The following is a 24,054-nucleotide window of genomic DNA, read 5'->3' as shown; positions in this document are numbered from 1 at the left end:
TAATATTTTATGAGGTGTCGGACGTCCGACACCTGTGCGCAGGCGCGACTCACGCGGACGTCTTGTCTTTCAAATTCTTGTTGATGACCTTCACGGCAGCCTTCACCGCTTTGGCTTCTTCTGCGTCAAGCGTTTCAAGTTTTTCAAACTTTTTCGCAACACCTTGCAACGCCTTGATCGCCTGCTCGGTGGGGGAGAGGTCGCTCTGCTTCTTCTCACCCTTGGATACGGCGCGCGCATCTTGCACGGTCAGCGTGCCTTGCTTGGCGTTAAACCAGAGCTTCTCTTGCTTGATGGTGTCTGCTTCTTTCGCAATCAGGATGAGTTGCGACTTGGTGACATGAGGATAGTCATCCAAGCGCATGAGGATTGATTCTGGCAGGGAAGTGATACGCAAGATTTCATTGACCGTATTGCGCTGCTTGCCAACGACCTTGGCGAGATCACCCTGGGAAATGCGATGCTTTTCCATGTAGCGCTTGTACGCACTGGCTTCTTCCAATGGGCTCAGATCCTCACGCTGCACGTTCTCAATGAGCTGAATCTCTTCAATGTTGTTTTCGACAACGATGCAGTCGATTTTCTCTAAGCCAGCGAGCTTACTTGCGCGGTAACGGCGTTCACCGACAGCGACTTTGTAGCGGTCACGGTCATCAGGATCGACATACACGGAGATCGGCATGATGAGCCCGACGTCCTTGATCGAATCCGCGAGCTCCTGCAATTTCGCTTGGTCAAAAAGCTTGCGCGGCTGATTGGCATCACCAGAGATTTGGCTCAGCGCAATGCGCGAGATACGTTTGCTATTGGGGTCGAGGCTGAACGTGCGGTTCGTCTCTTCCTGGAGATCAATGCCAAGAGGTTTTGGTGCCTCAGTGACCGTATCGTCAGTAGCCATAGTCGTTATATATAAATTGGATTAAGCAATTTCGGAATGTCGCGTACCGTGCGTTTCAGTCGTTCCGACGTCGACATCAAGGTGTGGTGCGGCTACAGGCGCCCCGTCGATTGTGTGCGCAAGGAGCATGTAATTTTGAGCACCTATGGACGTTGGACGGGAGCTAACAATGCTCTTGATCTTGCTGACCTGGTTGTTGACCCAGCCCGTCATGGGGATCGGTTCAAAGACCGGTGTCTGCAGACCTAAGTGATGGCGAAGCTGTGACAAGTAGTCTCGCTCTGTTTTGTAGTTCTTCTGAAACATGGTGGGCAGGACACCCAGCACACGGAGCCTCGGGTTGTGCTCCTCAGCGAAGCGACTGATGGTGTTTGCCAGGCGCTCAATGCCCTTGACGCTATAGCGGTCAAGGCGTGTTGGGATGAGGATATGATCGGCAGCACCAAAGGCGTTGAGGGTTGCCTGTGTGATGCCAGGGCCGCAATCAATGAGGATGTAGTCGTAGTTGTTCGCGATGGCACGAATGTACGATCGCAGGCGCGTTGGTGCTTCACTTTCGCGCACCAGAGCGTCATTGAGCCGCTGCAGAAACTGATTGGACGCAAGGACATGCAGCTCCTTGCCAACGATCGCCTGAGCAATCGGCGTCTGACCTGTCAGCACATGCGCAAGCGTCTTGTGCTCCTCACCAAGCGCATCAGCGTCAAAGCCGCACGCATCCGTCAGATTGCCCTGAGCATCTGCATCGATGAGCAATACGCGCTTACCCATAGAGAGAAACGCATTGCCCAAGGTATGCGCAGTCGTCGTCTTTGCGACGCCGCCTTTCTCGTTTGCGATGGCAATAATGCGAGCCATAAGAGTGTCTTTTAAGGGTTTAGGAGCGACGAAACGTCTCTCGCACCGTGAAGAATCCGTTGGATATGGATACCGTCTTCCTCAATCTGGAAAAAAAGAAGGTAGTCGTTATACGGCTGAACGATGAATGCCCGGAGATGTGGGAACCGTGATTTCACTGGATGACCAATCTCGGGGTTGTCTGCCAAGAGCTGCGCGGTGCGCTCGATCGCTTCCTCAACGCGCAGTGCAGCGTCGATGTTGTCTTGCGCGATGTACTCAAGGAGTTCATACAGATCAGCCTCTGCCAATGCCGAGTAGGAAAATGAAGGCATGGTGTTATTTGCTAGCGCGTGATTTACCTACCTGGTGGATGCGCGCGCGCGCGTTCTCATGAATCTGCGTACCGCTGTTTTTGGAGCGTCCGCTATCAACGCCAGCCTGGATGAAGGCGTCGAGGTCGAATTCGTTTGCGGCTGACTCGCTCTCTTGCATCTTGCGGATCGCGTGACGAATGAAGTCGGCTTCGCGTTGAAAATGACCACTCTCGACCTGGCCCTGAACATAGTCAGCAAGCTTTTCTGGCAAGGACAGATTGATTCGCTTGGTTTTCGCCATGAAATTCATACGCTTACGTTATTTCTTATAGAAATAACTATAGCACACGTGCGCAGAAGCGCCAACTTTCTGCGCCTTTGTGCGCACAAGGGCGTTCAGCAAAGAGAAGGAAGAGGCCCTGGCGTGGAGATATCAACAACCTGTCGGACGTCCGACAAGCTATATCATACGAGGAGATCAGTGAGTCGGTGTGAGAACTATGAAGTCGATTACTCAATTGCAAATTGAATACTGCGAGAGAACCAAAAGCATTCAATTTCCGGAAAATGTAGAAAAAGCTATTGAAAAGGATTACCCAAAAAATCCTGATCTGTACACAGACTCTTTATTCAGGAAAATAAAAATTATGTCCCTAATTTGTCCGGACATAGATCCAGAAGAATTGATTGAAGAGGCTAAAAAGTTAAGTAAAGAATCAAAAAACTCTAATCCTTGCTCAACAGATATATACAGTCAGTCTGATGGAAGCAAAGAAGTCAATAATAATGAGAGAGACTAGAGTTGGGGTGGGAATATTTGACAGAATACTGACAATTGCTACTGTAGAATTATCGAGCCAATTTCTTAGTTGGAAAATTCACTGCACAAATGGAATCGCAGACTTGGCTCTGTGCTTTTTTGTCACTTAGTAGCGATCGATATGCTTATGTAGGCCAATAACTCACGGCTCGCTGACCATAAACTTAGAAAATGAATATTAGTAAACGTACCATCAAAGGACTTGGAAAAATAATAACGGGAGATGGTGAGCTATCGCCGTATCAAAGCGGCCCGCAGTTGGTGGCATTTTTCAATGACTTTGGGAGTAATGACGTTTACGAAAGTGGTTTTCCGTCCAGGTGGCAGTATGTCGAAAGCAAGCTGCAAGATTTTAATGGCACAAAGATAATCGGATCAATCATTGGTCACGCACTTGACCCTCGGGAGTATATGGGTACAACTTTTGCGCATAGCGAAGCACTTGAGAATATTAATAGCTATCTTGCATACGATGGCTATGAAGTGATTTTGGATAATGGACGTGCCAGAATACATGACAAAAAGGGTTCAACCGTAGTCTATAAGCATGCATTTGGCGTGGAATCAGACGCTACTGATTTCATAAGAGAGCAGCTTCTAAAAGCCGAAGAGAAAATCACTGCAGGCGACTATGATGGCGCTATAACGAACGCACGATCTCTACTTGAAGCGGTGATGATCGAGCTTGAAAAAAATATTGTAGAAAACGCGCCAAAGTACAATGGCGACATGCCCAAGCTCTACAAGAGAGTGCAGAAGCTCCTAAATATAGAGCCAAGCCGTCCGGATATATCAGGCCCACTGAAGGAGGTACTTTCTGGGCTGGTGAGTATTGTTGGTGGAATTTCCGGAGCAAGTAACCGCATGGGCGACCGACATGCTCGGTCATACAAACCATCAAAACATCACGCGGTTTTGGTTGTTAACGCTTCAAAGACGCTCGCAGATTTTCTCTGCGAGACACACAACTACCAAGAATCTAAAAATATTAGCAGCATCGATACATGCACCTAGAAAGATGAGTCGAGGTCTATCTCACCTTGCTGCGAACGAGATCTGGTTCATCAATCATGCGCTTGATGGTGTCAAAAAAAGCATACTTGAAGGCGTCGTCTTTGGCGTACAGCTTATAAAGCTCTAGTTCCTGCTTGCGCTGCTTGGACATGACCTCTTCGAGAATTTTCTTGAACGCCATATCACGCGTTGGAGTGTTTGTGTTGTTGGCTACTTTCGTCTCAAAATCTGGGTGATTCTTCACCTGCTGACTGAGAGCTACAAACTTTACACGTTGATCCTCGGGGGTGGCATCCCAGCCTTGAAACCAACGCTCGTTGAAGGTTCTTACAATCTCTTCGAGCTCGTCTGCTTCTGACTCACCACCAAAAGCGCCTCTGGGATTGGCGTTTTGCGGCGCAAGCTCACTTGCAGAGTCATCGAGACCGATGCTGGCGTTCAGGTTTGTTCGCTCGAGACCGTATGTAGATAGGTCGACAGAATCTAAAAGATCATCGATCGCTTCAGCTTCACGGTCAACCACAACGAGCTTCGGTATGAGGAACTTGAGAAACCAAAAGAGTTTCTCCCAGCTGACCATGCTGAAGTCCATGATGGATGAGACTTGCCCATAGATTTTTACAAACTGCTTAGCCTTAATCTTGAAATCAGCTTTATCCTCATCTTCGAGATCCAGGTCGTTGTTGAAGCGATCAGCAGCGACATCGATAATAGGGCTTAGGTCTTCAGCATCAGCGTCAGCAAAGTATTTCGTAACAAAATCTTCGACTTCGTACCCTTCGTAAACGCCAACGTCATCAAGCGTTGCTTTTAGCTCATGAAGAACATTGATATCTGTAGCTTCGCTGAGTTTGGTCGAAGAGTAGAACGGATCAAAAGAGCTCTTGATGTCATCAGTTGTGTTGAAGAAGTCTAGAATAAATAGATCCTCCGTCCTCTTCCCGAGGCTTGGTGCTGATCGGTTGAGACGTGAGAGAGCTTGCACTGCAAGCACTCCTTGCAGCTTCTTATCAACATACATGGCACTGAGTTTTGGTTGATCAAACCCAGTGAGGTACTTGTTGGCTACGACGAGCAATCGGTATGCATCTTCATCAAATTTGTGGCGTGTGTCTTTTTCTCCGAAGCCGTTTAAATCTGGCTCAGTGTATTCGACGCCATCAACTTTCTTCTTTCCTGAAAAGGCAATAGCGACCTTGAACGGGTTTCCTCGTTTATCGACTAGCTTGCTAATGGCTTTGTAGTAACGAATAGCACTCTCTATATTCTGCGTAACCACCATGCCCTTTGCTTTTCCCTTGAGCTTCTTCTTATTCACAACTTGCGTGATGAAGTGCTCGAGCATGATCTCTGCTTTGGTGCCAATTGTTCGCTCATCACGTTCAACATACGCACGCAATTTTTTCTGTGCTTTTACAGTATCGAACTCAGGATTTTCAGCGACAGACTTCTCGATCTCGTAGTAGCTTTTGTAGGTTGTGTAGTTCGCAAGTACATCTAGAATGAAGCCTTCTTCGATGGCTTGCTTCATGGAGTACAGGTGGAAGGGCTCATAACTTCCGTCTTGTTTCCTTTCACCGAAGCGCTCTAGTGTGCTGTTTTTCGGTGTTGCTGTGAATGCTAGGTAGGAAGCATTTCCACGCATTTTACGAGCCTCCATGGCCTTGAGTATGAGTACCTCAGGATCATCACTTTCTTCCTCCTGAGATGCGCCCATTGCTTGGTTCATGGTGCTAGCAGCACTACCACTCTGTGAGCTGTGCGCTTCGTCGATGATGACAGCAAAACGCTTGTTGCTGAGATCCGCAATGCCATCGATGATAAATGGAAACTTCTGAATCGTTGTGATGATAATGCGCTTACCACCTTCCAGGTGAGTCTTCAATTCGCTAGATGTCATTGCTGGCGCGACAATATTCTTCACCTCCGAGAACTCACGGATGTTGTCACGGAGCTGTTTGTCTAGCAAACGTCGGTCAGTTACGACAATGACTGAGTCAAAAAGCGGGCTACGAACATCTTTAGCTCCTGGAAGATCTGCAGTTTTTGGATATGTCTCTATGAGCTGATAAGCCGCCCAGGTTATAGAATTGCTCTTCCCTGACCCAGCAGAATGTTGAATCAGATAAGTGTGCCCGACGCCATTGTTCCTTGCATGTGCCAGAATCTTACGCACGACATTCATCTGGTGATAACGAGGAAAGAAAAGTGTGCGACTGGCTAAAGAGTCACTAGCCTTACCATCGAAACGCACGAAATGTTGAATGATTCCAGCGAGGCTTTTAGGTGTAAACACCTCATTCCAGAGGTAGGCAGACTTGTGGCCTTTTGGATTAGGAGGGTTCCCTTTGCCGTGATTGTGACCTTTGTTAAAAGGCAAGAAAAACGTTTTCTGGTCACACAATTTCGTCGTCATGTAGACTTCATCAGTATCTACCGCGAAGTGTACAAGGCACCGTCCGAAATTCAGAAGTGGCTGGCGCTGGTTGCGATTTGACTTGTACTGCCTGACGCCGTGTACCTTGGCATTCTGGCCTGTCCAGTGATTTTTCAACTCAAGAGTCGCCAGAGGAATACCGTTGAGGAAGATAGCCATGTCAATCTCCTCACGTAGATTCTCCTGGTTGTACCGAACTTGCCGCGTGACGCTGAATTGATTAAGCGCAAAGTTGCGTTTGACGCTTGCGCTACTGTTGGACAGTGGAAGCTGATAGAGTAGTGTGAAATGAGCATCCTCCACATCTAAACCTTTACGCAGAAGGCGCAAAACACCGTACTTTTTCACCATACGATCAAACCGATCAAGAACCTTAAGCTGCCAATCAGAAGATTTCTGTAGCTTCTCAAGTTCCTCCTTCTGAGTGGTCTCCAGAAAGTTCCAGAAATAGCGCGTATCTAAAGCGTACTTGGCATCGAAATCCTCTGCATAGCCTATTGTAAAGCGGGGCTTCTTTTGATTTAGCTCTGCGACCAGAGCAGGCTCTGAAACCTGATCCTTCAGCTCCTCCAAACAAGTGCCGGTAAGCGCTTTCTCTATTGCAGATTCTAGTGCTTGCTCATTTGTTTTAGTGACCATAGTTGGATACGTTAATTTTACCGGTTACGGCGCTGTCTATGAGAGTAGTTTTAAGTTCATTAAGATTATCAATTTGCTTCTTTGTATTTTTGATAGATTCCTCAATCTCGCCACACGTAGTTTCTACAACCTTCATAATAGAATTTTGCTCAGACAAAGGAGGAAAGGCAATGCACATATTCAAAAACATATGTGGATAAAATCGAAGGCGAGATGAATGGAGGCCTGTAGACGTGGAGTTGTAGTAGTCCACGTATATTCTGCTTTTCAATAAGGACTCAATATATTTCGGATTGAAATTATATTTCCTTTGGCGGAAAACTCCATAAGAAGGACTGACAATACCTTCGTGCTTGGAGACACCTAACGCACCCATCCACGCCCACATTATATTATAAACTAGATCTCCATCTTTAATGAGTTTCGATCCAGCGTAGCTCTCGGCAAGAAACATGCTAACTTCTTTTTCCGATCGTGGTGTTACCCCAGTTGTGTGCGAAACAGAAAGCAACTCCTCCTCCCCTTGAGTTGAACGCTCATCCACTTCGTGAAACAAATATTTTGCACGTTTAACCTCCCAGTGTTTAGGAATTTCACCAATCCAATCCACGCCTGAATACTTCATTTTTGCTCTAGGATTAAGGCCTTTGGTAACTGCTTCTTGAGTGATTATACTTTTTTGCTCCTCTAGCAGATTAACTAGAAGCACTTTCTTTTTAATTGCGTTCTCTATCTGATCAATCCTTAAGTCCAAAAATCTAGTAATCCTTTCTTGCTCTGTTCTTTCTGGAAAATATATCTTGAAATCTTTTATCAGTGGCAATCTTAAGCTATCCACTGTTGATTTAGCAGATCCAAGAATCGCGACATTGATGAATTTTGATAATAGGAAATAGTAAAAATATCTACCCGTAACATCGGAAAATTCGCTAAATTTGTAAACCCTTTGATGGTAGTCAAACTTACCCGTTATGTAGTGATATATTTCGCCGACACCAGCACCATCACCTGAGGTTAGAACAGCTTCGCCATCATAAGAATAGGTATCTATATTCTCTACTATTTTAGATCTTACGAAGAATGGATACGCACCTGTGCGGATTTTGTTTTCGGTGTTCTTTTCCCCTGTTTTTATTTTGCATAAATAGCGTACTTTTTTCCCATTCCATGATCGAGGGATAAGGCCGATATACGGAATATTAGTATTTTTGTATTCTCCCATAGATAAATTATTGTCCATGAGCTATTTATTAACAATCTTCATTATCAAACCATCTGTCTCTTGCTCCAGCTTTAGAATATCAGCCGTAACCTCATCTAAGCTACGCAATGGTTTATGTTGATAGAAATATTTGTTGAAACTAATTTCATAGCCAATTTTCGTCTTCTCCAAATTGATCCACGCTTCTTCTACATGAGGTTGTATCTCTCGCAGGAAATAGTCATGGATGGGCTCCTTCAGTTGAATATATTCAGAATCTCGAAGTACGCTATCACTTTCATACGTAGTGAAATAATTCGGAATGTCGCTTTGGTAGTAGCCATAATTAGCGAGATCTTCAACTCTGCAGTGAAGACGATTGAGGAGGCTCTGAAGGGTGTCATCTGTGAGTTTTATTTTCTTCTTTACTACCTTTTCCGCTTTTTCGGCGTACCAACTTACGGCACTTAATATAGATTTAATTTCGGCATTACTAAACTTGGTATCAATCTTTTTCAGCGCATTGCTTACGTCATTTTTAAATACGTTGAAATCAGTGTATTCGTCTTCACCAATACGCTCTTGCAACAGCGCAGCAAGATCCAGGGTGGCCTTGCACTTATTCCACGTAGATGGTGAGATTAGGGCTTTCCGTTTCTTCGCGTTGAGGTCGATATCGTTATCCTCGCACCAACTGAGAATGTCCTTTTCGATTTTAGGAAGATCAGTGTATACACGCTCTCCAAATGACTCAAATGCCCATTCCATAGGTTCTTTCAGTGTTTTATCAAACCTTAAACCTGCTATATTCTCTGAGGAGAACCGTGCCGCGCGTCGACTTGGTCTTTCTATCGTTACTTTATGATAACCAAAATCGGCGTTATCGAAGATCTTAGATGAAATGCCCGTAGCATTGTCCCGCGGGACATCCCTGAACGCAAGGTGACAATCTCGAATCTCTTGAACATGCTCTGGGAGAAGCTCACAGTTCTTATCTCCAAGATTTTTCCTGAGCTTCTCATATCGATGTGATGCATCGATAAGCTGTACTTTACCTTGCCTATTTTCTGGTTTTTTATTGCTTATTAGCCAGATGTATGTAGAGATACCTGTGTTGTAGAATAGGTTGTTTGGAAGTTGGATGATTGCTTCGAGAAGATCGTTCTCGATGATATGCCGACGAATATTACTCTCCCCGCCGCCGGCATCCCCAGTGAAAAGACTCGAGCCATTGTGTACTGATGCAATGCGGGATCCATATGGGCTTTGCGATAGTGGCCGCATCTTATCAACCATCTCCATCAGGAAAAGTAGTTGTCCATCCGAGCTGCGAGGTGTGGCATCTTCAAGTGACTCATTACCCCAATAGTCTTTTAGAGGTACCTCAAAACGAGGATCGATGATGTCCTTACCATCTTTAATGTTCTTCACTTCGGTTGCCCACGACTTCCCGTATGGCGGGTTTGAAAGCATGAAGTCGAAAGTCGTTCCAGCAAATTCATCGGATGATAGGGTGGAGCCGACACGAATATTGGAAGGATTGTTGCCCTTGATCATCATGTCTGATTTGCAGATCGCATACGTCTCATCGTTGATCTCCTTTCCATACAGGTGGACATCCCCTGTTGCGCGGATCTCACCATCAGGATCTTTGATGAAGTTCTGAGCTTCGGTGAGCATCCCACCAGAACCGCAAGCAGGGTCATAGATCGTCATAACTGGCGGAAGGTTGTGCTTTATAGGATCAAAGACAATGTGTGTCATGAGATCAATCACTTCCCGGGGTGTAAAGTGCTCCCCCGCCTCTTCATTGTTGTCCTCATTAAACTTGCGAATAAGCTCTTCAAAGACATAGCCCATACCCAGATTAGTCAGTGCCGGAAGCTTCCGACCATCAGGATCCTCCGTGACGTCTGGTGAGAGGTTTATGTGAGCAGATGTGAACTTCCCAAGAACGTTTAGAAGAACGTCCTTTGATGCCATGTGCTTAACCTGACTCTTCAGATTGAATTTTTCTATGATTTCTTTGACATTGGGGCTATAACCATTCAGGTACTCTTCAAAGTTCGATTGGAGGATTTGTTGGCTGTTGGTCGCAGTATCGTGAAGACGCTGCAGAGTCCAATCGCTCGTGTTATAGAAAACGTAGCCGCTAGCTTCTTTGAGGCCTGCTTCATCCCACTCCGTGAAACCCGCTTCATCGCGCTGAAAAGCAAGCTCTTCCATAACAGCATCCTTGGAGGGCTCGAGAAGCACATCAAGGCGTCGCAGTACAACCATTGGCAGGATGACATCGCGGTACTTGCCTCGCACGTAGACATCGCGAAGGCAGTCGTCAGCGATTGACCAAATGAAGTTAACTAATCGAGAGTGAGATGCGGTATTCATATAGTAGTTTGAGGGAACTCTTATTAGTTGCTCTTAGCCGCTACTGTTAGGCGACATTGGGGAATAGCACCACTGCGCTTCACGCAAAATATGGGAGCAAGGACTATACGCCTTATAATACATCAACCGCCCGTTTTCACGAATTCTAGCAACAGCGCTGGTGCTGACGTTAAATGATGATCTTCTCTACTTCATCTAACGAAATAATGTCGTTGCGGCGGTCGTAGAGTTTGGTGGTGCGGGGGCTTTCGTGTCCTGCCATCTGTTGGGCGTGCTCTACTTGCCCACCGTTTTCCAGGTAGATGGTGATACCGCTGGCGCGGAACATGTGGTTGCCTGCCACAGTATCGATGTCAGCCTGGCGCAAGCGCCGTCGCACCATCTTGTAGGCCTCGCCGCGCAACAGCCGCCTACCAGTGAAGTCGCCGCCCCTACCTCTTGCGATCGAGCAGAACAACGGTGACTTAGGTTCTGTGAAGCCGCTGATCGGTGAGTGCTCTAAGTAGTCCAGAAGGTATTCGTCCAGGAGATGGTGGCACGGAGCCTCGTGCACCTTGCCACCCTTCTCACGAAACCGCAGCCAAGTTTTTCTTCTTTGTGTGTAGACGTCTTCCCTGTTGAGGCCGACGACAGCACTGACACGACCAAAGGTATAGAAGAGTGTTGCGATCATGGCTCGATCGCGAAGTCCTACTGATGTCGTCGCATCGATCGAATCAAATAACTGCTTGATCTCATCCTTAACAAGAATTGGTGTCTTCCCTTTCTTGACGACATGCTTGGGCCCGCGCACAGCGTGTGCTGGATTGGTGGGCATGATCTGACCAATGATGAGAAAGTCAAAAAGCATTCTGAGCGCAGCCAAGTGTTGCTTCACAGTTGGCGGCGCGTATTCTTCACCGAGCTTCTCCACGTAGGCGGCAATGTGTACGGACGTGATGTCGTGCAGTGCAAGCGGACACGAGTCGAAAAATTTCCACACCGCACGCGCGTATGCTGACCTGGTGTTCTTGTTCCGAATATTGGCAGTGAAGAATTCCAGAAATCGAAAAGTAGCATCTTCGCCGAGGTCGGCGATTGCAACTGGTAGCCCAGCTGTCCGCACATCGATCGGGAGAGATCGAGGAATCGCTGGCAACCCTGTTTTTTGATCTACTTTCACCATACATTCAGTATAGCATATAGGGGTACATAAAGGACGTTATGTACCCCTATAGAGATCGAGATTGGGATGCATTTTGACGACGCTCCGTCAGGTGGATTTGAGATTTTTGAAGTAAGAAAAAACACCCAAGCCGTTAAGCTTGAGTGCTAAATTTCCGAGATACCGGAGGGAACTGTTCACCTGTAACCTGTATGTTCTGATTTTCAGTGTCGTTTCATTATTTCCGAAGCAATGTTGTATACGCGATGTTGCATGGGCTTGAGCCCATGACGATACGAATTTGGATCTGTCGATCCATGACAACGGCGGTACGAAGGTCAGCGTAGATCTCATCAAACATCGAGTGTGATTTGAAAAGGCTGATGGAGTTTCCTCCCGTCAGTGTGCAATTGAGGTTATGAATTTCCGCAACGTTGCTGAGCTTGATCAATGCACGACACCTTAAAAACACTACATATGAAGTAAAAAACGCCATCCTCAGGCTCGAGGAAGGCGTTATCGACACTACATCATCACCGCAACCGCAAGCGGTATATCAGCAAGCGACCGCACCACCTGACCAATGTGCTCGTCGCTATCTGCACTAGCGTAGCAATACGTAATCCGCACACCTCGCTCGATCGAGAAGTCGTAGAGCGCACGAACCTGCCCCACACCAGGCACGAGAGCCATAAAGGCAGCAGAGTGATACCCCCTTTCACACAGCAGTACTGCGTGTAAAGGACTCTGTACCAAGATGAGACTGCCACCATCTTCTACCCCCTGCTCCCAGGCTGGATGATAAAGATCGCCGTCCCGCGCGAAATGCTGCACACCTGGATAGGTAATGCAATGCACACCATCCGCAATAGCAAGCCCGCAGTACGCAAGAAGCTCCCCTTCCTCGTTCCGAATCGGACACACAACCTGCCCCGCAAGCGTTCCCCTCCCCTGGTAGTACCCAATGCCAAAACCAGCAGGTCGGGTAATGCCCAGAGCCGCAACATCTGCATGGTCAGGCTCAATGCCTTTGAGCTCAAACCCCAAGACGGTGTTTGTCATCTTGGGAACAATCTCTGACGCTTCTCTGGATGCCTTTTTGGGCGACTCCTTCTGTGTATCAACCGCAACTGCCGCTTCCTTCTTAGCCACCTTCGGTTTCAGTACTTTTGCCTTCGCCTTCTTCTGCTGATCCGAAACCGGAAACCATTCGTTCAAAAGCTTCGCTGCACCTGGCACGTCGACCTCCTCGAGGCCTGCAACAAGATCCAGGACGTTGCCCTGCGCGCCACAGCCAAAGCACTTGAAAACATTCTTTACCGTACTCGCACTGAAACTCCGCCGATCGCATAAGCAGATCGGGCACGGCAAGCGCAGCTGCGTCTTCCCTTCTGAAAGTACGAGATCAGCAGGTGCGAAGTAACGCGACAGCACATCGACAATACTCACACGAGCTTTGATCGCGTCAAACGATATCCGTGCCATCAGAAGTCCTCCACGATGTAGCCCGCTGCCCGCGCATGTCGCGCATACACAGAAATCGGTGCCTTTGCCTCAAAGAATGCATCACGCTCGATGGTCACGATAAAAAGTGACTCGATCTCACTGACCATCACACTCCCAAGCTCAGGAAAGCCCAGACCAAGGTCACACAGTCCCGATGCAATGTCAGGATAGTCTGGATGGACATCTGTGAGAAGCCATGTGCACGGCCCGCCAAAGAGCTTGACGACGGGATAGAAATCAGACGCTCCCGTTTCTTCGACAATTTTGCCGTTTGCAATGAGCTTTTCGATATCCTCAGGTAAAAGTAACGGACGCCATGGATGAAACTCCATAACCAACCTCCTGCCCCGACAACGCCGGAGCGTTGCCACGTAGAAGTCTGTCTGTTCGTAAGGTGCTAGTTATAGAAAACCATGTACTGCAACCCTGGTCAAGACAGCCTCGTATTTGACAGCTTTTCTTTGAGGTGATTATCTAAAGAAGACACTGCGTGCAGTGTGACATCACCCTCCCACTCGTGGCGCCTCCTCTGGCGCACAGAGGGAAGGAGCAAACAATGACAGAGGAAATCAGACCATTTATCCGTGATAAGCGTGGCTGCTACAGCGTCACTAGACCTGTACGATCAGAAGAGATCATCCAGGTGGCGAAACGGCTCACAGCCAGAAGACTACGCCGTGGCAGCGACATCCTATCGTCTCCGCAGCATGTACGTAACTACCTCACAATCCATTTAGGTGATGAGCAAATCGAAAAGTTCTGGGGCGTGTTCCTCGATAACCGTCACCGCGTCATCGAGCACGGTGTCCTGGCAACAGGTTCGATAAATACTGCTGCTGTTTATCCGCGTGAGATCGTGAGAAGAGCACTGCTGTGTAACGCTGCTGCGATCCTTTTTGCGCACAACCATCCCTCTGGTGTCGCGGAGCCATCCGACACCGATGTGCGACTGACACGGAAACTGTCGGACGCACTCAAAACCATCGATGTTCATGTGCTTGACCACCTCATTGTAGGTGGTGACAGCATCACATCACTCGCAGAACGCGGACTTGTCTAGAAAGCGGCAACCGCCATTAGCCACTCAATGAGTGGCTTTTTTCTCTGCGAATGCAATGTTTGGTCTCGTATACTGCGCAGCGCCCTGCGAACTTTGTACGATCAATAGGTTGATACGCGCTGAATCCGCACGACACGCAACTATTTTCGCTTTTTTCTATCGACTTTTAGGTCAAAAGCACTGGTAGCATCTTTCGCAGGCGAAAAATCCGCGACACTCTCGAATCCAGACACATCGGTTGACCCCATTATCCGAACATTGGCACCACCGCCCGGATTTCTAATCAGCGTTTTGCATGGATCGGCTTCCATATTGATAAGATCAAGGTCATGTTCTCCATCGATCCTGATAACTTCCTCCGCATTAGGCCCTGGTTCGAGGAACTTGCAATTAATCATAGTATTCTTCGTTCGCGTATCATCCGTCATGATATCCCTCTAGCTATGTTACCTAATAGGTACTGTGAACCTTCATCGGTAAAGCCACAGCATATATTCAATTGCCGAAGTTCTTGTGATCGACGGGCTATCCATACAGCCACACCCAAAGAATATAGCCAGCAACAACAGCGGCGACGATTGCGCCGATAAGTGGCATGATGAAAGCTTTCATCCCAAAATATTCTTTGAGTTTATGCTTGAGCGTTGGTGTGTTATTGCTCTTCGGGGCGCCCTCTGCGGAGTAATCGATGACCCTCCTATTGTTCCTGACTTTTGTCCTGTCTTTAAACCTGACGTCACCTACCCCTCCAGGATCTTTTACTACAGTGTCGTTGTCGTGAATATCGGTGTCATCTTCAAATAATATGGCCATCTCTACATTCTCTCGTGTAGATCAAATAGGAACTCCCCGCGCATATTTTACACCTCTATCACCGCTGAAAAACGCTTCCTAGAGTTACCACAGACCTATTCTTCCCTTCTTGCCACGGGATCTCAAAGAAGGGTGTTGATTCCACTGTCGCAAGATCGCTAAACAGCAGCTTGTTCCATCCCCCTTCGATTGCCTGCGAATTGACGAGCATGTTGTGGATTCGCTTGGGCGTCATTCCAACGACTAGTACGATGAAACTACCAATTGCTGGGAAATGCTCCCTGAGCGCACGACTCTTTGCCGTTGCACGGTACTGCCGCATCTTGCGTGCGAGCGTCGCCTTGGTAGCATCGGCACTCACATGGTTCTCCGTGCCACGATCAGCTTCAAGAAAAAAGTAGAGACGGTTTTGCCCATCGGGGCGATCAGGAAAGTGCAAGCAAAACATCCTGTCTGGAATGATCCACGACGGCTCTGCTGTCAGTGGCGGAAACGCTGGCACCGGCCAACTACGCGTGCGGTGCTTGCCGATATTTCGCTCAGGGTGTGAGATAGTCTGAATCAGATCTGTTTCATCAATGAAGGTAATGCCTCTTTCACTGCACGCTACACGCGCATTAGCCACTACCTCTGTCGTAATAAGTGTGTGCTTGATATGAGGCCGTTCTACTTTCGTGTTATTGGATACGACGTTTACGCTTTTGAGAGGTAGAGAATATGGCGGCTCAAGCAGCACCTTCTTCCCTTCCCTGCCAAGCGCATAGACAAGTGGCCTGCTGCCACCACCTTCTACGAATTCGCCAAATTGCGCCTGCGGACGCGCAACATAGTCATTGCGGAACAGTGCTGTGAGGCGGTTCTTAAGGTTAGTGAGATGCCAGGACGGGTCGACTACTTTCTGGATCTGCTCCGCTGTCATAAAGCGATGCGTATAGATGGAATACAAGAGGGCTCGGTCACGTGGTGTGATCTGAATGCGCGGCCTCTTCTCCGTGGGTACGCGTGGTGTAGCCTCCATATGCCCTCGATTATATCATGCGCGCTGTCGCGCTCCGTCAGCTAAACGTGATGCTCTCTTCGTCGTCCGCAAGAGGTGAATCGGTCACGGAGAATGTTGCGTCCTGATTTAACGCTGCAAAGACTGCATCTTTCCTGCGGTAAAGATCGCCCTGCCTTTCATAGTATTGCGTGTGGCGCTCCAAGAGGCGCTGGTCACTAACGACAGGTGTATTCGTGTGCGCAACGATTGCATCAAAGCTCACAGCGTGTGGCAGTGTCACGACACAGTGCTGCGTCGGCATAAGCACCAAATACCGCTTGTGCTCCATAAGCTGTTCTTCCAGCGACAAGCGGGCGGTAGGCAACATGGCCATCTCAGGAATGAGTGTTTCTGACACGCCCTCAGAACTACTGCTAGTGGAAAATGTGCTACTTGCAACAGATTCTGAAGTACTTTTGCTGGTGGAATCTGCACGCATATGAGAGATTTCAGATTCACCCATGCCAAAGAAACCTGGGTCGCCCTGGAGAGCTTGTCCGGCAGAAGAAGCGCTGGCACTGCCTTTCGCTTGCGCAATTGCCTTCCCTTCTCCACCTGCTTCGCTTCGCGAAAAATTGCGCAAATGCCCGATCGTATATCCAACAACGGTTGGCTTATCCAGCGCATCAATCGTCTCATCGTAACGAATGCGCCCGTTATACACTCGCTGCACGACAAGCTCAGCATCTTCATCGCTCAGAGCAAAGAAGACCTTGGTCGCCGTTGAACCAAGAACGGATCCTCGTACCTTGATGCCAGCTTCATCCAACTGCGCGATACTTTGATGCGAGAGAATCATGCGCAAGCCAAACTGCCTGAGCTTATCGATACCTGTCGCAATATCGTCGTTGAGGTAGCGATCACACTCGTCGATATAGCAGTAAAATTCACGCGGCTTACGTCCATTGATGGTGTAGCGCTCACGTGCTCGCATTGTCAGGTTATTGAGTAGCAACCTGCCAAGAATTTTGCTTTCCGTGTCCGTCAGACCAGCTGGATCCATCCCTGTATGGACAAGGATGGTTGCTCCCTCATCCATCGCTTTCTTGAAGTCAAAGGAACTCTTCCGCTGCCCTACGATGCACGAGAGCGTCGCACTAGAAAAGCGTGCCAGGCGATTGGTCGGCGCTTCCATGAAGAGCTCGAAGTCACTGCGCCGCTTACCATCAAACTTCCGCCACTCCTCACGGATTGCCTGTGAGTTAGAACGCTCATACAGAGCGCGACGCTCGTCCATGCGGTCGTAATTCGTAAAAATATGGCTATCACATAGCGTCAGGTTATTCTCAGCAAGCACATGAAGAATGTGCCGCATCACGTGATTGTAGCGTGGCTGGCTGTCAAGGTTTTCACCGCCTTGGATCGACGCGATAGCAAGCATTGTCGCGTCCACGGCGTGTCCAATACGCGTGAGGCGGTCTCTCGCACTTTCGCCTGCAATAGGCTCTACTTCCAGCGGGTTAAAGGCAAAGGTGTGTGTGGGATGATTGGGATTCAGCAGCAGTACTTTTCGCGAACGGAGATATCCGTTTTGGATGATCCACTTCGTCAGGTCATTGTAGAGATTCCCAGCAGGATCAATAAGCAATAACCCGTGCCCCTTGATGATGTCCTGGCGTATGCATGCCTCCAGGAACTTCGTCTTTCCACCCCCAGGTCGCCCCAGAACCTGCATATGATACTGCCGCAAAGCAGGAGGAAAGAGAAAAGACTGCGTTGGATCATTCTCGTACTGCAGCGCTGAAATAGGATGCGATGCATGAACAGATGTCGGAACACGTGAAAGGTACTGTCGCGGTGTTTTACCAGCGACTGCAGTGCCTGGTCGTGTGATCCTCTTATACACTATGAATCCCCTGCTTCATCATTTCATAGGAGTCCTCAATCTGTTGTAAGTTGAGAAAATCCTGCGAGCCCTCTGACAGATCAGGCTCCCGGCCCTGCCTTCTAATGCGCGCATAGAACTCCGCAACCTTCTCCTCACACATCTCATCAATTTCCTTGATGACCTCTTGTATCTCTTGCTGTTCTTTTATGTATGCACGACGAGCTTCTCGCCGTGCTTGCAGTTTCTTCTTCGTTTGCTCCTTAAGGAGATCTTTCTTCGTTTTACCCTTGTTCTTTTCGTATTCTCTGAGGGCGTCTTGTGCCTTCAGTTGTGCAAGTTTGTTCTGCGCGGCAAGCGTTTCTTGCCGTATAGAATCTTGCTCTTTCTCAAAGCGCTCACTATCGAGCGCACGACTTGCGGTTATACGCGATGCATGTATGAGGTCAGAGTCAGCATCAAGGATTGCTCGTAAGTTTTTACCTTGAATGCGATTTCCAACCTTCGCCGCAGCGATGTACGCCTCACCCGCTTCCGCAACAGCCTCAAAGAGCTTGCGCTGCGCATCGACATTACGCCGTTGCAGAAACCGAAGGAAGACGGATCCTTTTCCAGGAATCTGGAGCCTAAACGGCTCATCATCCACACCTTGCAAGACACCGATATCATGCGGGATCAATTGGTTCTTCCCCTCGCGATCTACGAGATCACCCTCACTCATTGTCCCATCACTCACAGCCCTATCCTCGTTCTGCGCCATTGACCAAATAGCGATATTGTGCTATATTTAATACAAGCATGACACTATGTTGTAGGTGGATTCAGGTGCGCTACTAAGCGCATGAATCCCCCAACAACCAAGTGAAATCATCATGCTTATTGTCCTTTTTCAAACTGTTGCCTTTATTCTCGTTGCTCTCCTTGCACTCGCTGCGATCAGGGCGCTGTGGATGACTATCGAATTCACCATCGGCCCTGTAAACCCACTAAAAAAATCACCACAGTCGACAGAAATCGGTGGTGCATTTGCAACCTACGACTCTCGAGACATGACGGACGCTGAGTATTGTCAAAAGACTCATCAACATGAAATCGATCGCAAAGCTATGGCGTACGAGCGAGCTGAGATCGAGTTTTCTATGGAAATTGAGCATCGAAAAAGAATGCGACAAATTGCCGGAGAAGCGCACCGCGTAAAAGAACCAACTCAATCCCATACTCCTCATGTTGTCGGCAGCTCTACAACAGCATCCGCAAAGAAGCCAAAAAAAACGAGGGAAGCGAAAAATGGGGAAGCGCGAGCACCATACCAACGCATCACCAAGCCAACATCAGAACATCTGAAGCGGTTGGAAACGCTCAAGCAACAACGAAAACGCACAACAAAAGCCGGTGAAGTCACTCGTATACGCCTCCATTGAGAGGAAAATATCGACAGAGATCGCGCATCGGCATTAGCCTCTTGAAGACATCTCATTGGATGTCTTTTTCTTATTCCACATGATCAAATTTTCGCTTACGTTCACGCAATTTCTCAATGTTTTCGTACTTCTTCAACATCTCCGCCTCTTCATCAAGCATCTTACTCATCTTCCGAGCGCGTCTACTCTGCACTTCGTAGTGAATCCCATCAGCCCAAGTATTTACAGCCTTGAATGGCCTCTGTACAGAGGCAAAAATACCATCAGCAATCTCCTCATTGAATGCTTTCTGGTAACGCGACGCATGTAAACCAGCTTCGGCACCGTGCCTCTGTGTCAATGCGCCACCCGACACAACAAAATAGTAAAAGATGTCATAGGCAAAAATAAGTAGACCAGGTAGTGCAAGAAGCACGAGAACAGGCCAGATGTAGTTGATTGCAATCACACCTAGAACTATAGCGAAGAATGGCGCGCCTACGCTCCACATGAAGACGAGAAAAACAATACCGCCGATTATGGCTATAAGTACATTGCCAGAATTTAGTGATGCATCGAAAGCGCTCATTGCCAGCAGTAGCAGTACATAAAGGATGACTGTGACAACGACGCCAAAAATGACGCCTGTGACAATCTTAATGCCGACGCGATACGACAGATCCCAAAACGACGGTGTAAAAAGCGCTACACCTGCAATGATCAGGTACGGAATAAAAAGCATTGGTGTTGTTACAAATTTTTTGGCGACCCCCATGCCAAATTCTGTGCGCCGTACAACATCGAGCCAACCGCTATTACTTTGCTTCAGCTTCTCCTCAGGCTGAAATGTACTCTGTTCCGCTCGCACATTACGTTGATCACGCTGTGACGCTCTGGGTGACCCTTGTTGTGTAATTGCGACTTCTGCGGCTGACATGTTCGTTTGAACGGCAGTAGTGCGTGAGGCAACATTTATCGGTTTCAGATCAATGATGACAGGCGTGATCTTATCCTTGAGTGTGACTGTCCTTCTAGCAGTTGCGTAGCCTGGTGCGTCAACTTCAATGTCATACGACTTACCGAGAGGCAACTCCATTAGCGGTGTGTATTGGGGTCTAATGTTCATAATTCGCACACGGGCATGCGCAGGCGAGGCCTTCACATGGAGCTTTCCAGTGTTGGCTACAGGTGCCTCTGCAAGCGTCGTCTTTCTGTTTTGCTCTCTGACTGTAGCAACAAATTTCTTGAGTCCTGGGTAAAGGGAATCTAGAGGCCGCATTGCCTTGCGACTTGCAATACGTGATGAGTGAAGCCATCCGCCACCTAGCGTATTCTGTTGCTTGTCGACGACGAAAATAAAATCTCGATTACGACGACGACCCAATGAAATGAGAAGTGCACCCTTACTCACCCTGAACTTATCGCGCCCATTAAAGCCTTCTGAGAAACGATATTCGTGGCTAGTCATTGTTATGACCTGCCCCACCTCACCGTCATACAGTTCCTCATTTGTAGGGAACTCTGCCCCACTCATTACCTGACCACACAGCATTAACTGCAGTAACAGAAAAATCCATTTCACACCGTAAAACCCCGCTTTATCGGTCTACAGATCGAGAACTACTGTTGACATATACAGTATTATGCACTATAATACATTAACCCAAGTTGTGGGCTGGATCAAGTGTCTCATGGGCCTTTGATCCCACCCATAAACGAGGAATCATCATGCCCAGTACCTTAGTCAGTGTTGCAATAGCTATCGTTATTCTATCTGTGACCTACATCTTGTGGAACGTAATTTTGGATCATTTTGCATCGAAAAATTTGCGAAGACACAACGAAGACATGGAATACCGCATACAAAACGGCCCTGCTATTGTGCGAGAAAGACGCGAGCGGATCGCTGCGTCAAACCTCGACACGATGCGGATTGACCTTGAGGCAAGGCAGATAGCGTACGAAATGGAATTACAACATCAGCAGCGACTGAGAGACCTGGATCACCAGTACGGTGTACCTGGCGAAACAAGAGAACCGCGTGTTGTTGGTGAATCATCAACCACCGAAAAAACCAGAGTGGATCTCAGACGTTTGCACTGACACGATTGGTGGCAACGCCACCCAATAAAAAAGCATCATCACAATGGTGATAGATGCTTTTTCTTTCTCTATTTAGCTACTTGTGTGCAAAACGTATGTTGTCAATTAATAATGCAGAATTATGATTATCAGGAAGACCGATTTGCTCTGCCAAAAGTGCCGGACGAATAGAAATTAGCATATGGTATCTTCCTGGTCTAACGGGGAGATCAAACTCCTTTGATTTCCAACCAGTCCAATCGACTGTATCGTCACCGTCAGGCAAATTAACACCACTCAATGGCAAAAACTCAACGTCACTTGACGCACCGACACCAAATCTCAAAGCAAATATGTCGTCACGCTGCGCAAAATCAGGATCGAAAAAGTCTTCATAGAAGTCTTCATGAAATATGGAAATAGAAAATTGATCATTAGTAAGTTCATCTCCAATATTTTCGGGATTTTCCTCTGTGACGAATGCGTAATCAAACGAAAAAGGAAGGCTCGTTACGCCTTCCTTTACTTCAAATTCCTGCTCAATGCCTGCACTCCCGTCAACGTAAGTACTGCCTCTTGTTCTGGTTTGCAGAACCGCCATCATATTTCTGTCAGTTGCATTCACTACTCCAAGTCTACTGGATGTGGTTACTAAGCCCTGACCGAAACTGGTAGTCTTCCAATGAATATCTATTGAAGCCTCGAAGCTTCCATTGAACACCGCTTCTGCAATATCCAATCGCTTAAAATTATTGAAGCCTAATTGTCCAAGATCAAAATCATCAACTTCAACCGCAGTCTCTTGTAATATTTCTTCAACTTCTTGCGCTGACAATCCTCTGTGCTTAGACATTAAAAGCGCAGCAGCTCCAGAGACCGAAGGAGCTGCTTGCGAAGTTCCACTGTCTTCATCATATGACCCTTGGCTTACCGGGACAGTAGAATATATTTTCACCCCTGGTGCGGCAATAGCGACCCAATCACCGAATTGACTACTATTTGCCTTATTATCGTTATGGTCAGTAGACATCACTGTAAATGCCTCATCACATCCACCTGGATAATTCCTCAGGGATGTTCCTGCATTTCCCGCAGCAGCTACCACTAGCACATTCTCGTCATAGGCTGTTTTTATTGCACGACACATCCCAGCAATTGTCTGGCTACTATTTGCTATTTTTTCAGCCAGGCAGTCTTCTGGATCACCAAAGCCAAATGCAATTCTTGCGGTACAATATCTGTCCTCTTTTTCCGCATCGATTTCAAGACTAAGATTTATAATTCTCGCGCCATGATCAATTGCCCACCTAATCGCATTAGGGAGCACACCAGGCATCGATTCTCCGAGATCATTAAATATCCTGATTGGCATTATTTTGCTTTCAAAAGCGATGCCTTGCGCCAAAGAATCTAGACCCGCTGCCAAAATGCCAGCCACGTGTGTTCCATGCCCAAGCCCATCGACCCTCTCACTTTCTTCATCTGTATAGTTTCTGCCACCTACGAGCCTATTTTTAAATGCAGGATGGCTCTCATCTATACCAGAATCAATTACAGCAACAACAATTCCCTTACCTTGAGAAAAGTGCCAAGCTTCATTAGCTCTAGTTAGATCTAAATGATACTGGTCTTGTATTGAAGCAGAATCAGGCAAAGCTGAATTGAGTTTTATATTGAAGTATTCAGCATCAGCAAAGCGCACAATGCTTGATTCTTGGATTTCGGATAATGTTGCAAACATTTCTTCTGGACTTGAAAACGGTTCGCTGAATTCAACTCGATATACATTCACAGATGGGGTGTGATGAACCACATTTATCGGATATTGCGCAACAAGCTGATTGAACGCTGGCTCTCTAACTCCTTCATGCAACATTATACTTACAAATTTGCTAGAAACTTGAACACCATCAATCGTAAAGCTGTTGGTATCTAACTCTTGCTGCGTGAGGCCAGTGAATTCTAGTGAGTAGCTAGTCACACAAATTTCAGTTGTATTTGCTGATGACACCTCTACTTCATTCACGATTGCTATAGCTTGATATACAAAGCAACTACCAGGCTCATACCCCACATTGTTGATTTCTATCATCGTAGAGTATGTGTAGTCATCTGCAACCTCATCACCACCAATGCCTTGGTCATTTACTATGAAGCGCTCCTTGGTTTTCATATCTTCAACGTATGATGCGGACACTTTGTCAACGTCCTTTCCATACAACCGAACAATAAAACGTACTGATTCAGTTGTATTATCATTGATGGCTGATACACCACCTATTATCGTCGGCTGCACCATAGTTTCTGCAACGGATGTGTCACTAACTGAAACTATTCGCGATATCTGGACGGCATCATTTCCTGATGCGTCACTAGCATCGTAGAACACAATGTAGTTTCCAGTGAAACTGGAGTCTACTTGATCGCCACTAACGATAATTTCTGTAGAAATATCCTCATCCACGTCATCGCTAGCAATGGCACCTGGATCAATGAATGTCTCACCAAGATTCAAGGTTAGAGGGTTATCACCCAGCAAATTGATGATGGGTGGTGTTGTGTCTGGTGTGTCTGGTGTGTCTGGTGTGTCTGGTGTGTCTGGTGTGTCTGGTGTGTCTGGTGTGTCTGGTGTGT

Annotated in this window: 22 protein-coding genes; 5 read left to right on the top strand and 17 right to left on the bottom strand. The window is 47.4% G+C overall.

What is annotated here, in order from left to right:
• Window positions 1-49: 49 nt before the first annotated feature.
• The 4 genes from ACUNV4_RS29450 to ACUNV4_RS29435 are packed head-to-tail and all read right to left on the bottom strand — an operon-like array spanning window position 50 to window position 2,353.
• Window positions 50-898, bottom strand: a complete 849-nt coding sequence (locus ACUNV4_RS29450) for a ParB/RepB/Spo0J family partition protein (RefSeq protein WP_430882255.1) — start codon at window positions 896-898, stop codon at window positions 50-52.
• Between the two features lie 21 nt (window positions 899-919).
• Window positions 920-1,756 carry a ParA family protein gene (locus tag ACUNV4_RS29445; protein WP_430882254.1) on the bottom strand — a complete coding sequence of 279 codons (837 nt, stop codon included), beginning with the start codon at window positions 1,754-1,756 and terminating at the stop codon, window positions 920-922.
• A gap of 11 nt (window positions 1,757-1,767) precedes the next feature.
• Window positions 1,768-2,070: a type II toxin-antitoxin system RelE/ParE family toxin gene (locus ACUNV4_RS29440; RefSeq protein WP_430882253.1), complete on the bottom strand. Its 303-nt coding sequence runs from the start codon at window positions 2,068-2,070 to the stop codon at window positions 1,768-1,770.
• 4 nt (window positions 2,071-2,074) lie between these two features.
• Window positions 2,075-2,353: a ribbon-helix-helix domain-containing protein gene (locus ACUNV4_RS29435; RefSeq protein WP_430882252.1), complete on the bottom strand. Its 279-nt coding sequence runs from the start codon at window positions 2,351-2,353 to the stop codon at window positions 2,075-2,077.
• Between the two features lie 199 nt (window positions 2,354-2,552).
• Here ACUNV4_RS29435 and ACUNV4_RS29430 point away from each other — a divergent pair, with 199 nt between their 5' ends.
• Both ACUNV4_RS29430 and ACUNV4_RS29425 read left to right on the top strand, forming a co-directional pair.
• A complete protein-coding gene (locus tag ACUNV4_RS29430; RefSeq protein ID WP_430882251.1) occupies window positions 2,553-2,852 on the top strand; it encodes a hypothetical protein in 300 nt (99 codons plus the stop codon).
• Between the two features lie 191 nt (window positions 2,853-3,043).
• Window positions 3,044-3,886, top strand: a complete 843-nt coding sequence (locus ACUNV4_RS29425) for an abortive infection family protein (protein WP_430882250.1) — start codon at window positions 3,044-3,046, stop codon at window positions 3,884-3,886.
• Window positions 3,887-3,902: 16 nt separating this feature from the next.
• On the opposite strand, the gene ACUNV4_RS29420 is transcribed toward ACUNV4_RS29425, so the two are convergent.
• The 6 genes from ACUNV4_RS29420 to ACUNV4_RS29395 all read right to left on the bottom strand — a co-directional run bounded on the left by ACUNV4_RS29420 (window position 3,903) and on the right by ACUNV4_RS29395 (window position 13,533).
• Entirely contained in the window at window positions 3,903-6,962 is a 3,060-nt protein-coding gene (locus ACUNV4_RS29420) for a type I restriction endonuclease subunit R (RefSeq protein ID WP_430882249.1), read from the bottom strand.
• Window positions 6,952-8,202, bottom strand: a complete 1,251-nt coding sequence (locus tag ACUNV4_RS29415) for a restriction endonuclease subunit S (RefSeq protein WP_430882248.1) — start codon at window positions 8,200-8,202, stop codon at window positions 6,952-6,954. The genes ACUNV4_RS29420 and ACUNV4_RS29415 overlap by 11 nt, the downstream gene beginning before the upstream one ends.
• 3 nt (window positions 8,203-8,205) lie before the next feature.
• Window positions 8,206-10,551 (bottom strand): type I restriction-modification system subunit M, encoded by a 2,346-nt coding sequence (locus ACUNV4_RS29410; protein ID WP_430882247.1) that lies wholly within the window; start codon window positions 10,549-10,551, stop codon window positions 8,206-8,208.
• A gap of 169 nt (window positions 10,552-10,720) precedes the next feature.
• A complete protein-coding gene (locus ACUNV4_RS29405; protein ID WP_430882246.1) occupies window positions 10,721-11,716 on the bottom strand; it encodes a tyrosine-type recombinase/integrase in 996 nt (331 codons plus the stop codon).
• A gap of 504 nt (window positions 11,717-12,220) precedes the next feature.
• Window positions 12,221-13,180 carry a CHC2 zinc finger domain-containing protein gene (locus tag ACUNV4_RS29400; RefSeq protein WP_430882245.1) on the bottom strand — a complete coding sequence of 320 codons (960 nt, stop codon included), beginning with the start codon at window positions 13,178-13,180 and terminating at the stop codon, window positions 12,221-12,223.
• Window positions 13,180-13,533 carry a DUF2958 domain-containing protein gene (locus tag ACUNV4_RS29395; protein WP_430882244.1) on the bottom strand — a complete coding sequence of 118 codons (354 nt, stop codon included), beginning with the start codon at window positions 13,531-13,533 and terminating at the stop codon, window positions 13,180-13,182. Before ACUNV4_RS29395 ends, ACUNV4_RS29400 begins: the two co-directional genes overlap by 1 nt.
• 224 nt (window positions 13,534-13,757) lie before the next feature.
• Here ACUNV4_RS29395 and ACUNV4_RS29390 point away from each other — a divergent pair, with 224 nt between their 5' ends.
• Window positions 13,758-14,261: a JAB domain-containing protein gene (locus ACUNV4_RS29390; RefSeq protein WP_430882243.1), complete on the top strand. Its 504-nt coding sequence runs from the start codon at window positions 13,758-13,760 to the stop codon at window positions 14,259-14,261.
• A 140-nt stretch (window positions 14,262-14,401) separates the two neighbouring features.
• On the opposite strand, the gene ACUNV4_RS29385 is transcribed toward ACUNV4_RS29390, so the two are convergent.
• The 5 genes from ACUNV4_RS29385 to ACUNV4_RS29365 all read right to left on the bottom strand — a co-directional run bounded on the left by ACUNV4_RS29385 (window position 14,402) and on the right by ACUNV4_RS29365 (window position 18,659).
• Window positions 14,402-14,689: a hypothetical protein gene (locus ACUNV4_RS29385; protein WP_430882242.1), complete on the bottom strand. Its 288-nt coding sequence runs from the start codon at window positions 14,687-14,689 to the stop codon at window positions 14,402-14,404.
• A gap of 97 nt (window positions 14,690-14,786) precedes the next feature.
• A complete protein-coding gene (locus ACUNV4_RS29380; RefSeq protein ID WP_430882241.1) occupies window positions 14,787-15,074 on the bottom strand; it encodes a hypothetical protein in 288 nt (95 codons plus the stop codon).
• Between the two features lie 58 nt (window positions 15,075-15,132).
• Window positions 15,133-16,020 carry a replication-relaxation family protein gene (locus ACUNV4_RS29375; RefSeq protein ID WP_430882240.1) on the bottom strand — a complete coding sequence of 296 codons (888 nt, stop codon included), beginning with the start codon at window positions 16,018-16,020 and terminating at the stop codon, window positions 15,133-15,135.
• Between the two features lie 109 nt (window positions 16,021-16,129).
• Complete coding sequence (locus tag ACUNV4_RS29370) at window positions 16,130-17,959, bottom strand: type IV secretory system conjugative DNA transfer family protein (protein WP_430882239.1); 1,830 nt, start codon at window positions 17,957-17,959, stop codon at window positions 16,130-16,132.
• A complete protein-coding gene (locus ACUNV4_RS29365) occupies window positions 17,952-18,659 on the bottom strand; it encodes a hypothetical protein (protein WP_430882238.1) in 708 nt (235 codons plus the stop codon). Before ACUNV4_RS29365 ends, ACUNV4_RS29370 begins: the two co-directional genes overlap by 8 nt.
• A 151-nt stretch (window positions 18,660-18,810) precedes the next feature.
• Here ACUNV4_RS29365 and ACUNV4_RS29360 point away from each other — a divergent pair, with 151 nt between their 5' ends.
• A complete protein-coding gene (locus ACUNV4_RS29360) occupies window positions 18,811-19,359 on the top strand; it encodes a hypothetical protein (protein WP_430882237.1) in 549 nt (182 codons plus the stop codon).
• A gap of 70 nt (window positions 19,360-19,429) precedes the next feature.
• On the opposite strand, the gene ACUNV4_RS29355 is transcribed toward ACUNV4_RS29360, so the two are convergent.
• Window positions 19,430-20,920 (bottom strand): hypothetical protein, encoded by a 1,491-nt coding sequence (locus ACUNV4_RS29355; RefSeq protein ID WP_430882236.1) that lies wholly within the window; start codon window positions 20,918-20,920, stop codon window positions 19,430-19,432.
• 146 nt (window positions 20,921-21,066) lie between these two features.
• Between ACUNV4_RS29355 and ACUNV4_RS29350 the strand changes: the two genes are divergently transcribed.
• Window positions 21,067-21,441 carry a hypothetical protein gene (locus ACUNV4_RS29350; RefSeq protein ID WP_430882235.1) on the top strand — a complete coding sequence of 125 codons (375 nt, stop codon included), beginning with the start codon at window positions 21,067-21,069 and terminating at the stop codon, window positions 21,439-21,441.
• A 76-nt stretch (window positions 21,442-21,517) separates the two neighbouring features.
• On the opposite strand, the gene ACUNV4_RS29345 is transcribed toward ACUNV4_RS29350, so the two are convergent.
• Window positions 21,518-24,054, bottom strand: a 2,537-nt coding sequence (locus tag ACUNV4_RS29345) for a S8 family serine peptidase (RefSeq protein WP_430882234.1), incomplete at its 5' end; no start/stop codon positions are given.

The organism is Granulosicoccus sp. 3-233 (genome assembly GCF_052681095.1).
The sequence above is the reverse complement of the archived record's forward strand: the minus strand, read 5'-3'. Positions and strand labels throughout refer to the sequence as shown.